We start from the raw sequence: 12,119 nt of genomic DNA, 5'->3' as shown, positions 1-12,119 counted from the left end.
CAAGGGTGCGGCGCTGCTCGACTAATCCACGCTCTCGGCGAAGGGCAAGCGGAAAATGGGCAGCGCAAAGGGGCAGTCTAGCCACGCGCACGGCGACTGTCGAGAGGCACCTGGAAGGACCCTCCTCTTGCTCACCGACAGAGTGACCCTGCATGAGCGTGCAGTCAAGATGTGGACAGCCGATCCACTCTGTGGATGGAGCGCGGTTCACCGACCGTCACCCATTTGACCAGCACAAACACGCGTGCGGCCGATTTGGTGGGAAGTTGGCGGCTTCAAGTGAACTTACAGAGCGCCACGAGATTTGTGTGACTGAGATCACGCGTGTCGGGGCTGGCGAAGGGTGTCTCAGCAGTGCTTTCAGGGCACTCCTGGGGTCTTCGCCGCAGAGTTGATCTTAGGACCCGGTGATCAACGGCTGCGCATCGGCCCGGGCCAAACGATCGAGGCTGGGGCGGCGGAGGTCAGCAGCCCTGGAGCTGGCGGGTCTGGTCGGCCGTCGCGCCGAACATCTCCATGTTGTCGATCTTCCACCGGCCGCCGTCGTCGACCGCGCTCACGCGGAGCATGGCGGTGCCGCCGCCCGACTGGTTGTCGGTGGTGCGGGTGGTGACCTGGTCGGCGAACACGAGCACGGTGGCGTGGCCGTCCTTCAGGGACGAGACGGCAGAGGAGACGACTCGGACGGTCACGACCAGCTTCTGCTGCGGCGCGACCTCCTTCACCGGGCCGAACACGGCGTTGTACTGGCACAGGGCCTTGCCGGTGAGCAGCTCGCGGGCCGCCTTCTCGGTGGACTCCACGTCGGCGAAGTTGTACGAGAACGACTTCTCGACGGCCTCGCGGATCTGGCCGTTCACCGCCGAGGTGGTCGCGGAGTCGACCAGCGCGGCGTCGTACGACACCGAACGGGACTTGACCCAGAAGAACGTGCCGAGCCCGCCCAGCAGCACCGCGACGACGAGCAGGGCCACCGGCAGGATCCAGGCGGGCTTCGACGCGCCCGGCTCGTCGGCCACCGGCTCGGCCTCGGCCGCGTCAGCAACCTCGGCCTTGGCGGCAGCAGCCTCGGCCTTGGCAGCTGAGGCCTTCTTCGACGAGGAAGGGGGCGGTGCCCACAAGACCGGCTCTGGCGCCTTCAGCTCCTCGGCCTCCGCCTCCTCCTCCAGCTCCTGGACCTCCGGAGCCCCGACGAGAGCGTCGGGAGCCACGGCCTCCTCGCCGGCGGGCGCGTCGGAGGCCCGTCGACTGAGACCGGCGACCTTGGGACGGCCTCCGGCGGGCGGCGTGGGGATGGGGCGGCGGCGGGAAGGGGGCACTGCACTCGTTCCAATCAGCTCTGGCCGGATCAGACGCCCGCCCGCAGCGGGCCCAGCTGGCTCAGCTTCCAGCCGTCGTCCGTGCGGGTGAGCTTGGTCAGGTACCGGTTGATCTTGGTGACCTTCTGGCCGTTGTCCGGGGTCACGGTGCTCTCGACCACGGCGATCATCGACGCGGTGCCCGCGCGGTCGTCGAGCTCGGTGATGGCGCTGTCGAGGACCTTCGACGACGTCACGGACTTGGCGTCGACCAGCTGCTTCTTGCGCGAGTCCTTGTCCTTGTCGATCTCCGCGCGCAGCTCGCCGGTCGACGAGTTGAGCCAGCGCTGCAGGTCCTCGTCGACCTTCTTGTAGTCCAGGGTCAGGAAGTTCGTGATGCCCACCTGGCCCGAGCGCAGGGCGTCGTCGCGCGTGGTGGCGAACGAGGACTCGGACGAGTGTGACGCCGAGTACCAGGCCACGCCGAAGTACGCGGCGTACCCGAACGTCAGCACGGCCAAGACCACGGCGATCACGGTGAAGATCCGCACTACTTCTTCTCCTCTGGCAAACCCAGCAGCTGGCCCAGCGACGTCAGCAACGGCAGCTCCGGAGCCGCCTGCTGGCCGGTCGGCTCCAGGCCCGGCTGCGTCGTCGCGTTGCCGACCGGTGTCGTCGGCGTTCCACCGTACGGCGCATTCTGAGAGCCTCGCACCGAGGTCGCCGAACCGCGCGCGAGAGCGCAGTACGCCTGCGTGTTCAGCGGCGGCGCGGCGGAGGTGTCGTTGCCCTGACGGATCTTCGTGCCCTCGTAACCGACGGTGCACGGCATCGGGTCGAACACGTTCAGCGCGAGGCCGAAGTGCGCGGACCCGTCGCCCGGCGCCACGGTGAAGCCACCACCGACGGCGATGGGGTACGTCACCGCGATCTGCTCCAGACCATCACGCCTGGTCACGAGGATGTTCGAGGTGGTCAGCAGGTTCGCGAACACCACCCCGAGGTTCGGCCCGCTCTCCTTCAGCAGCGCCGACACCTGCTCCGCGGCCGGCGGCACCGCCACGATCAACCGGCGGATGTCGCCGTCGGAGGCCTTCAGCTGCTCCGCGATCAACCGCAGGTCACCGCTGAACGACCGGATCGCACCACCCTGCGCGGCCTGCGTGGACAGCACGATCTTGCCGTCCTTGAGCAGTTGCGTCGTCTGCGGCAGGTGCTCGGAGGCAGCCGCCGTGAACGCCGCGGTGTTGTCGATCAGAACCTGCAGGTCGCCGCCGGTCCCGCTGAACGCGGTGTGCAGCTCGTCGACGACCGTGCGCAGCGAGTCCGTGGGCACCGACGAGGCGAACGCGTCGAGGTTCGACAGCAGGCCGTCGACTGGAGGCGGCGTCTTGGTCGCCGACCGCGGGATGACCGACCCGGCCTCGAGGAACGGGCCGCCGTCGGTCTTGGGCCGCAGGTCCACGTACTGCTCACCCACGGCCGACCGGTTGGCCACCACGGCCTCGGTCGACGAGGGCACGCGCGGCGCGTCCGAGTCGAGCTCCAGGTCGGCCTCGATGCCGTCCGAGGTCAGCCGCAGCTGCCCGACCCGGCCGATCGTGACGCCGCGGTACGTGACCTCGGCGTTGGTGAAGATGCCGCCCGAATCCGCGAGCTGCATCGTCACGACCGTTGACGACGACTTGAACAGACCGACGTACGTCGCGCTGACGTAGGAAATGCCCAGCAACGCGACCAGCACGAACGCGCCGATCTTGACCTTCGTCCCGCGCGTGATCACTTGCGACCACCTCCCAGCAGGCCGCCGAGCAGGTCGCCCAGCCCAGATCCGTTGCTCTGACCGAGGCCCGGCAGCGGGATGTTCGGCAACGGCAACGGCGTGCCCGGGGTCGGGATCAGCGAGTCCAGCGGGGACTGCCTCGACCGTCCGAGGTTGTCGAGGATGTTGCCGAGGTTGAGGTCGAGGTCGGCGTAGAGGTTCGTGTAGTCGCCCTTGATGCCGTCGACCGCCGCGTCCGGGAACGGGTAGGTCAGCAGCAGCTCGAACGCCTTCGGCAGGTTCTGCCCCGACTCGGCGAGCTTCTGCAACGTCGGCTGCAACGCTTTCAGGTCCGCCACGATGTCGTCACGGCTCTTGTTCACCGTGTCCACCGCGACGTCGGAGAGCTTGTCCAGCGACTGCAGCAGCGTCACGAGCTGCGTGCGCTGCTCGGCGATCACCCGCAGGCCCGGCTCGAGGTCCGTCAGCGCCACCGCGATCTTCTCCCGCTGCTGCGCCAACGTCCCGGCCAGCCGGTTGATCGAGTCCAGCGCGCGGACGATCTCCGCCTTGTGCTTGTCCAGCTCCCCGACGAACGTGTTCAGGTTGCCCAGCAACTTGCGGATCTCCTGCTCGTTGCCCTGCATCGCGTTGTTGAGCTCCTTGGTGATGTTCTGCAGCTGCGCCACACCACCACCGTTGAGCAGCAACGACAACGCGCCGAAGACCTCTTCGACCTCGGGGTTGCGGTTGGTCCGGTCCAGCGGGATCACCGCGTTGTCCGCGAGCTTGCCGGAACCGTCCTTCGGCTTGCCCAGCTCGACGAACTTCTCGCCCAGCAACGCCGACTGCCGCAACTTCGCGAACGCGTTGGCCGGCAGCTGCACGTCACCGTTGACCAGCATCGTGACCTCGGCGGTCCAGCCGTCCTTCGCGAGGTCGATCTGCTCGACCCGCCCGACCGGCACGTCGTTGACCTTCACGCCCGCCTGCGGCACCAGGTCCAGCACGTCCTTGAACTGCGCCTTGACCCGGTACGGGTGGTCGCCGACGTCGGCACCGCCGGGCAGCGGCATGTTGTAGACGCCGTCGAACCCACCCGAGCCGCAGCCCGTCAGAGCCAGCGCCGTCAACGCGATCAGGAGCTTCTTCATCGTGGCTGCCCCCCGACCGGCAGGGGCAGCGGAAGCTTGCCCGCGTTGAGGTCGCTGACGATCTGCGCCGGCGACTGCAGCGGCACCGCACCCGACAGGATCGGCTCCAGCTGCTTGCACGTCTGCGCGAGGATCGGCGGCACGTTGTTCGGCGTCGCCTGCTGCACCAGCTTGCAGACCAGCACGATCGGCGGCTGGTTCAGCTCGTTGATGTCCGCGCGGGTGTCGAGCGTGCCGGACGCCGCGTTGTAGGAGTTCTGCAGGTTGCCCAGGGCCAGCGGGGCGACGTCGAGCGTCTCGGCCAGCGCCGCTCGCTGGTTCACCAGCACCTGGGTGATCGAGGCGAGCTTGTCCACATTGGACTTGAGCAGCGCGCGGTTGTCCTTGATGAAGCCCTGCACCTGCTGCAGCGCGGTCGCCAGCTCGTTCAGCGCGGCACCGAGGTCACCGCGCTCGTCGGCCAGCAGCTTCGTCACGTCGGCGAGCTGTTTGTTGAAGTCCCGCACCTGGCTGTCGTTCGCCGCCAGCATCGCGGTGAACTTCTGCAGGTTGTCGACGGTCGCGAACAGGTCCTCTTTGGACCCCGACAGCGTCCGCGTGGCCTGGCCGAGGTTCTTCAACGTGTCGTTGAGCGCCTGGCCGTTGCCCTCGAGGTTCTTCGCAGCCGAGTTCAGCAGGTCCGCCAACGCACCGTCAGCGTTCGCGCCGTTCGGGCCCAACGCGGTCGTGAGCTTGTCCAGCGACTGGTAGAGCTCGTCCAGCTCGACCGGCGTCGCGGTGCGCTCGCGCGGGATCACGGCGTTGTCGCCCATCGTCGGCCCGCCGGTGTAGGCGGGCGCGAGCTGCACGTACCGGTCGCTGACCACGCTCGGCGAGACCACGACGGCCTGCGCGTTCTGCGGGATCCGCACGTCGCGGTCGACGGTGAAGACGACCTTGACCGTCTTGCCCTCCGGCGTGACCTCGTCGATCGTGCCGACCTTCACTCCGAGCACCCGCACGTCACCGCCGGGGTAGACGCCGACGGCCGCGGCGAAGTGCGCGGTCACCTTGCGCTCGTTCATGCCAGAGAAGATCCACCACAGCGCCGCGGTCACGACCAGCGCGAGCACGCACGCCATCGCGATCCCACGTCCCAGCTTGGAGCCGGCCACGTCAGTCATCGCTGCACCCCCGGAGGCAGGCAGCCTTCCTCGTTGAACCCGACGACGCCGAGGTTCACCGAAGGCGGCAGCAGACCGCAGATGTAGGTGTCGAACCAGCGGCCGTTGCCCAGGGTGTTCGCGAACACCCGGTAGAACGGCGCCAGCAACGTGAGACTGCGGTCGAGGTTGTCCTGGTTGCGCTGCAGGATCGTGGTGACCTTGTCCAGCTGCTGCAGCGCGGGCTTGAGCTGGTTCTGGTTGTCCTGCACCAGGCCGCTGAGCTCCCGGGCCAGGTCGCGCGTCCCGGTGAGCAACGAGCTGATCGCCTCGCGCCGCTTGCGGATCTCGCCGAGCAGCAGGTTGCCGTCGGAGAGGAGCTTCTCGAACTCCTCATTGCGGTCGGCCAGCGTCTTGGTCAGCTTCCTGGTGTTGTCCAGGAGCTTGGCCAGCTGCTCGTCCCGCGACGAGATCGTCTTCGACAGCGCGGACAGGCCGTCCAACGCGCCCCGCACGTGCTCCGGCGAGTTCTTGAAGGTGTCGGACAGCACCGTGAAGCTGTCCGCGAGCTGCTTGGTGTCGATCTGGCCGACGGTCGTCGCGAGCCCGTTGAACGCCTCGTTCACGTCGTACGGCGCAAGCGTGCGTTCCTTCGGGATCGGGTCGCCCGGCGACAACGGCTGGATGCCCTGCGGATCGAGCGCCAGGAACTTCTGGCCCAGCAACGTCTTGATGCGGATCATCGCGGTCGTCCGGTCGCCCACCCAGGCGTCCTTGACCTTGAACGTCACCCGCACCCGGTCGCCGTTGAGCTTGACCTTGGTGACCTTGCCGACCTTCACGCCGGCGACGCGGACCTCGTTGCCCGGCACCAGTCCCGCCGCCTCGCTGAAGTCCGCGGCGTAGCTCGTGCCACCGCCGACGATCGGCAGGTCGTCCGAGTAGAACGCGGCCAGCAGCAGCAGGACGATCAGTGTCAGGCTGATCGCGCCGGTCCTGATCGGGTTGCGCTGTTTCATCGGCGGCACCTCTGCTGTGTCACCGGCAACGCCGTGATCGGAATCGGGTTCGAGATGACCGGCGGCACGGAGACCTTGCCGCTCGCCTCGCACAGGTAGAAGTTGAACCACGAGCCGTAGGTCGCGGTCCGCGTGATCGTCTCCAGCTTGCTCGGCAGCCGTTGCAACATGCCGTCGACGATCTGCTCGTTGTCCGCCAGCGTCTGCGAGACCAGGCCGAGCTGCGCGATGTCGTTCTTCAACGGCGCGCGGCCCTGCTCCAGCAGACCGGCGGTCGCGTTGGTCAGGTCCCCGAGCGCGCTGATCGCGTCACCGATCGGCTGGCGGTCCTGCGAGAGGCCGGAGACCAGCTGCTGCAACGTGACCACGAGGTTGTTGAAGTCCTCGTCGCGCGAGTTCACGGTGTCCAGCGCGGTGTTGAGGTTGTCGACGACCTCGCCGATCACCTTGTCCTTGCCGGCCAGCGTGCTCGTCAGCGACGCGGTGTGCTGCAGCAGGCTGTCGATCGTGCTGCCTTCTCCCTGCAGCACCTGGATGATCTCGAACGACAGCTTGTTGACGTCCTCCGGCGAGAGCGCCTGGAAGAGCGGCTTGAAGCCGTTGAACAGCACGGTCAGGTCGAGCGCGGCCTTGGTCCGTTCCAACGGGATGGTGCCGCCCTCGGCCAGCACCGCCTTGGTGTCACCGGTACCGGCCTCCAGCGCGATGTACCGCTGTCCCACCAGGTTGCGGTACTTGATCGTCGCCGTGACGGACTCGGGCAGCTTGCGGTCGCCGTCGATCGAGAACTCGACCTCGGCGGTCTTGCGGTCCACGACCTTGATGTCGTCGACCTGCCCTACTCGCACACCGGCGATGCGGATGTCGTCACCCTCGTTCAACGCCGTCACGTCGGTGAACCGCGCCTTGTAGTCCGTCGCGCTGGCGAGGTTCACGTTGGCGATGGTCACCGCGAGCAGCGTCGTGGCGACGATCGTGACCAGCGCGAAGGCGATCAGCTTGAGCAGCGGGGCGAGAACACCCTTCACTTGACCGTCACCTCCGATCCGCGCACGAGCGGTCCGAGCAGCAGGCTCGACCAGCCGGGCATGTCCCGCGGGTCGACGCCGATCCGCGGTCCGAAGAGCGCCGCGATCAACCTGGCCTCCTCCGGCGAGTTGGCGAGCCGCAGCACGTCCTGCGCCGACGACGTGGAGGTGTTGCCGGCGTTGGCGGGCGGCAGGATCCCGTCGTTGGCCACACGGGCGGGCGGCGGCGCGCTGGAACCGTCCTTCACCGGACCCTCCGGCGGGTACTGCGGGAACGGGTCGGGCCGCGGCACGAGGTCGTAGCAGCGGGGACCGCGCTTGTCCTTGTACTCGGGCTCGTCGAGGTTCGGCTTGTACTTGCCGCGGTTCTGCGTGATCTCCAGCGTGATGTGCAGGCCGGGCTCGTTGGTGCCCTCGCCGAACGCCTTGCTGATGAGCGGCTCGAACTCCGCGAGCCCCTTGAGCAGGCAGGGGTACTCGGGCGCGTACTTGGCCAGCAGCTCCAGCGTCGGACGGCTGGTGTCGGCGAGCCCGATGATGTTGTTCTTGTTGACCGTGACGAAGCTCGTGACGTCCTGCGACGTCGTGGTCAGCGAGCCGTACAGCGCGAGCAGGTTGTCCCGCTGCTCCACGACCGTCTTGGTCGTCGTGGTCATGTCGTTGAGCGCCTGCAGCAGATCCGGCGCCGCGTCCGCGTAGACGTTCGACACGTCCGCGAGCTTGGAGATGTTCTCCTTCAACGCGGGCAGCTGCGGGTTGAGCTCACCGAGGTAGTGGTCCAGCGACACCAGCGTCTCGCCGAGCGGCTTGCCCCGCCCGTCCAGCGCCTGCGACAGCGCGGTCAGCGTGGTGGCGAGCTTCTCCGGCTGGATGGCCTGCAGCACCGGCATCAGGTTGTCCAGCACGCGTTCCAGTTCGATGGCGCTGCTGGTGCGGTCCTGCTCGATGACCGCGCCCTCTTTGATGGCCGCGTTCTTCTGCTGCGGCAGCACGAGGTTGACGTACCGCTCACCGAACAACGTCTTGGGCAGCAGGCGCGCGCTGACGTTGCCGGGGATCTCGTTCACCTTGTCCGGCAACAGCGCGAGCTCCAGCTCGGCGCCGTTCCCGCTGCTGCGGATCGCCTTCACCGACCCGACGATCAGCCCGCGCACCTTCACGTCGCTGGCCGTCTGCAGCTGGTTGCCGATGTGGTCCGTCTTGAGCGTGACCTTCACGTAGTCGCCGAAGGCGTCCTTGTACAGCGCCACCGTGAGCGACAGGAACATGGCGATCGCGAGAAGAAAGGCGATGCCCAGCACGCGTTTCTTCATCCCGCGATCCTCACCGTCGTCGTGGCACCCCAGATGGCGAGGCTGAGGAAGAAGTCCAGCAGCGCCGTCGTCACGATCGCCGTCCGCACCGCCCGTCCCACGGCCACACCCACACCGGCCGGACCGCCACTCGCGCGGTACCCGTAGTAGCAGTGCGTCATGATGATCACGACCGCGAAGACCAGCACCTTGCCGAACGACCAGAGCACGTCGATCGGAGGCAGGAACAGGTTGAAGTAGTGGTCATAGGTACCGGCTGACTGCCCGTAGAACTCCACCGTGATCGTTCTCGCCGCCAGGTAGCTCGTCAGCAGTCCGATCACGTACAGCGGGATGATCGCCACGAAGCCGGCGATGATCCGGGTGGTCACCAGGAACGGCAGGCTCGGGATGCCCATGACCTCGAGCGCGTCGATCTCCTCGGAGATCCGCATCGCACCGAGCTGAGCCGTGAAGCCGGAGCCCACCGTGGCGCTCAACGCGAGGCCGGCCACCAGGGGCGCGATCTCGCGGGTGTTGAAGTAGGCGGACACGAACCCGGCGAAGGCCGATGTGCCGATCTGGTTGAGGGCGGTGAAGCCCTGCAGACCGACGACGGTGCCCGTGAACACCGACAGCCCAACCATCACGCCGATCGTGCCGCCGATGACCGCCAGCGCCCCGGACCCGAAGCTGACCTCGGCCAGCAGCCGGAGCGTCTCCTTCATGTACCGCTTGAGCGCACGAGGCGTCCACGCCAGCGCCTTGATGTAGAACGCCAGCTGGTCGCCGAACCCGTCCAGAGTGGACAGCGCCTTGTTCGCCATCGTCAGCTCCCCTTCGCGGGCACGACCTGCAGGTAGATCGTGGTGAGAACGAAGTTGACGAAGAACAGCAGCAGGAACGTGATGACCACGGCCTGGTTCACCGCGTCACCCACGCCCTTGGGCCCACCGGCGGGGTTGAGCCCCCGGTACGCGGCCACGATGCCCGCGATGAACCCGAAGATCAGGGCCTTGAGCTCGCTGATCCACAGGTCCGGCAGCTGGGCCAGCGCGCTGAAGCTCGCCAGGTACGCACCGGGCGTGCCGTCCTGCATGATCACGTTGAAGAAGTAGCCACCGAGCACGCCGACGACGCTCACCATGCCGTTCAGCAACACCGACACGAGCATCGCGGCCAGTACTCGCGGCACCACGAGTCGTTGGATCGGACTGACGCCGAGCACTTCCATGGCGTCGATCTCTTCGCGAATCTTGCGAGAGCCGATGTCCGCGCAGATCGCGCTACCGCCCGCACCCGCGATCAACAACGCCGTCACGATCGGGCTGGCCTGCTGAATGATCGCGAGCACGCTGGCCGCACCCGTGAACGACTGCGCGCCGATCTGCCTAGTGAGCGATCCGAGCTGCAACGCGATGACCGCACCGAACGGGATCGACACCAGCGCGGTCGGCAGCACCGTCACGCTGACGATGAACCAGCTCTGCTGAATGAACTCCCTGAGCTGGAAAGGCCTGCGGAACGACGTCCGCACGACGTCGATCCCGAGCTGGCAGAGCTTTCCGGTCTCCCGCAGCGCACCGGCGCCGGGAAAAGTCGTGGGCGCGGTCACAGCACACCACCCTGACGTGGCCAGGGGCTGGGCGTAGGAGCCTGCGCGGGCGCACCCGCGTGCACGTTGTACCGAGCCAGGTCGTCCTGCGTCAGGCTGGCGATGATTCCCTGCTGCGCTTCGTGCGGCAGCTGGTGAATGATCGACATGACGCGGTCCTTGCGCCTGCGCACCGCATCCCGGAACGGCAGTCCCGGCGTCGGCTCCAACTGCGGCACGACACCCCGCATGTCCTCGTCGGGCGACCCGTCCGAATGCCCGGCGTCCGCGTGCGCCTGCTCGGCGGCCATCGTGGCCTGGTCCTTCTCCTCGGACATGCCGATGGGCCCGAGCCGCCGCCCGTTGAGGAACTGCTCGACAACGGGTTCGTCACTGGTGAGGAGAACTTCCCTCGGCCCGAACATGACGAGTTCCCGCCGGAACAACATCCCGAGGTTGTCGGGCACGGTCCGCGCAATGTTGATGTTGTGCGTGACGATCAGAATCGTCGCGTCGATCTGAGCGTTGAGATCAATCAACAACTGGCTCAGATACGCCGTGCGCACCGGGTCCAGCCCGGAGTCCGGCTCGTCGCACAAAATGATCTCGGGATCCAGCACCAATGCCCTCGCGAGCCCTGCCCGCTTGCGCATACCGCCGGAAATCTCGCCCGGCAGCTTCTTCTCCGCCCCGACGAGACCGACCATCTCCATCTTCTCGAGGACGATCCGCCGAACCTCGGCCTCCGTCTTGCGAGTGTGCTCCCGCAGCGGAAACGCGATGTTGTCGTACAGGTTCATCGACCCGAACAACGCGCCGTCCTGGAACAGCACGCCGAACATCTTCCGAATCTCGTACAACCGGTGCTCGGAGCACCGCACGAGATCCGTCCCGTTGATGACGATCTTGCCCTGTTCCGGCTTGAGCAGCCCCACCAGCGACTTCAGGAACACGCTCTTGCCGGTACCCGACGGCCCGAGCATCACGCTGACCTCACCGGGCGGGAGCGTGAGCGTGACGTCCTGCCAGATGGTCTGCTTGCCGAAGGACTTGGTCAAACCCTCGACGACCACCTCGACGCCCATCCGCACCTCCGCACACGCCCGAGGACGCCGTGGCGATCGGCGTCACACTGGGGCAACGAGTTCGTTCGCGGCAGGTTACTCACCAGTTGGCCTAACGGCGGTTGCGTTCCGATAACGCCACACAGCGTGACCTCGCAAAACGGTCAACGCCACCTAGACCACTGCCTGACAACCGGGAAATCTCGCCGAAATGTGAGTCCGGGCACATCAGCACAAAGTCGCGAAACACAAAACGGGCGTGCACCCCCGTTGAAAGGTGCACGCCCGTTTCAGGCACTGCAAGGCAGAGCGCAAACCCCCGAAGGGGTCAGATCACTTGAGGGTGATCTTGGCGCCGGCAGCCTCGAGCTTCTCCTTGGCGGCGTCGGCGACGTCCTTCGCCACGCCCTCGAGGATCGCCTTCGGAGCGGACTCGACCAGCTCCTTGGCCTCCTTCAGGCCCAGGCCCGAGACGACCTCGCGGACGACCTTGATGACCTGGATCTTCTTGTCACCGGCGGACTCGAGGACGACGTTGAAGTCCGTCTGCTCCTCGACCTCGGCGGCCGCGGGGCCGGCCGGGCCGGCAGCGGCAACGGCGACGGGCGCCGCGGCGGTGACCTCGAAAGTCTCCTCGAACTGCTTCACGAACTCGGACAGCTCCAGGAGGGTCATCTCCTTGAAAGCGTCGAGCAGCTCTTCGGTGCTGAGCTTCGCCATGATCGGCGTTCCTTTCTATTTCCCGCGCGAAAGCGTCGGGTGTGTC

General features: G+C 66.9%; 12 protein-coding genes. All 12 read right to left on the bottom strand.

Going from position 1 to position 12,119, the window contains the following annotated elements; all coding sequences use genetic code 11:
- Positions 1–464: 464 nt before the first annotated feature.
- Complete coding sequence (locus ABZ345_RS41760) at positions 465–1,319, bottom strand: hypothetical protein (RefSeq protein WP_359860509.1); 855 nt, start codon at positions 1,317–1,319, stop codon at positions 465–467.
- Positions 1,320–1,348: 29 nt separating this feature from the next.
- Complete coding sequence (locus ABZ345_RS41755; RefSeq protein ID WP_359860508.1) at positions 1,349–1,849, bottom strand: hypothetical protein; 501 nt, start codon at positions 1,847–1,849, stop codon at positions 1,349–1,351.
- A complete protein-coding gene (locus ABZ345_RS41750) occupies positions 1,849–3,081 on the bottom strand; it encodes an MlaD family protein (protein WP_359860507.1) in 1,233 nt (410 codons plus the stop codon). The genes ABZ345_RS41755 and ABZ345_RS41750 overlap by 1 nt, the downstream gene beginning before the upstream one ends.
- On the bottom strand, positions 3,078–4,214 hold the full coding sequence (locus ABZ345_RS41745) for an MCE family protein (RefSeq protein ID WP_359860506.1): 1,137 nt from the start codon (positions 4,212–4,214) through the stop codon (positions 3,078–3,080). Before ABZ345_RS41745 ends, ABZ345_RS41750 begins: the two co-directional genes overlap by 4 nt.
- Complete coding sequence (locus ABZ345_RS41740; protein ID WP_359860505.1) at positions 4,211–5,377, bottom strand: MCE family protein; 1,167 nt, start codon at positions 5,375–5,377, stop codon at positions 4,211–4,213. The genes ABZ345_RS41745 and ABZ345_RS41740 overlap by 4 nt, the downstream gene beginning before the upstream one ends.
- Positions 5,374–6,375, bottom strand: coding sequence for an MCE family protein (locus tag ABZ345_RS41735; RefSeq protein WP_359860504.1), 1,002 nt, complete (start codon positions 6,373–6,375; stop codon positions 5,374–5,376). The genes ABZ345_RS41740 and ABZ345_RS41735 overlap by 4 nt, the downstream gene beginning before the upstream one ends.
- Positions 6,372–7,403, bottom strand: coding sequence for an MCE family protein (locus ABZ345_RS41730; protein WP_359860503.1), 1,032 nt, complete (start codon positions 7,401–7,403; stop codon positions 6,372–6,374). Before ABZ345_RS41730 ends, ABZ345_RS41735 begins: the two co-directional genes overlap by 4 nt.
- Positions 7,400–8,716, bottom strand: coding sequence for an MCE family protein (locus ABZ345_RS41725; RefSeq protein WP_359860502.1), 1,317 nt, complete (start codon positions 8,714–8,716; stop codon positions 7,400–7,402). Before ABZ345_RS41725 ends, ABZ345_RS41730 begins: the two co-directional genes overlap by 4 nt.
- Positions 8,713–9,522: an ABC transporter permease gene (locus tag ABZ345_RS41720; RefSeq protein WP_359860501.1), complete on the bottom strand. Its 810-nt coding sequence runs from the start codon at positions 9,520–9,522 to the stop codon at positions 8,713–8,715. The genes ABZ345_RS41725 and ABZ345_RS41720 overlap by 4 nt, the downstream gene beginning before the upstream one ends.
- A 2-nt stretch (positions 9,523–9,524) precedes the next feature.
- Positions 9,525–10,310: an ABC transporter permease gene (locus tag ABZ345_RS41715; RefSeq protein WP_355553828.1), complete on the bottom strand. Its 786-nt coding sequence runs from the start codon at positions 10,308–10,310 to the stop codon at positions 9,525–9,527.
- Positions 10,307–11,374 (bottom strand): ABC transporter ATP-binding protein, encoded by a 1,068-nt coding sequence (locus ABZ345_RS41710; RefSeq protein ID WP_359860500.1) that lies wholly within the window; start codon positions 11,372–11,374, stop codon positions 10,307–10,309. The genes ABZ345_RS41715 and ABZ345_RS41710 overlap by 4 nt, the downstream gene beginning before the upstream one ends.
- Before the next feature lie 312 nt (positions 11,375–11,686).
- Positions 11,687–12,073 carry a 50S ribosomal protein L7/L12 gene (gene rplL, locus ABZ345_RS41705; RefSeq protein ID WP_359860499.1) on the bottom strand — a complete coding sequence of 129 codons (387 nt, stop codon included), beginning with the start codon at positions 12,071–12,073 and terminating at the stop codon, positions 11,687–11,689.
- Positions 12,074–12,119 lie beyond the last annotated feature (46 nt).

It is taken from the genome of Lentzea sp. NPDC005914 (genome assembly GCF_040629405.1).
Classification (GTDB): domain Bacteria; phylum Actinomycetota; class Actinomycetes; order Mycobacteriales; family Pseudonocardiaceae; genus Lentzea.
Note: the sequence above shows the minus strand (reverse complement) of the source record. Positions and strands in the feature narration are given on the sequence as shown.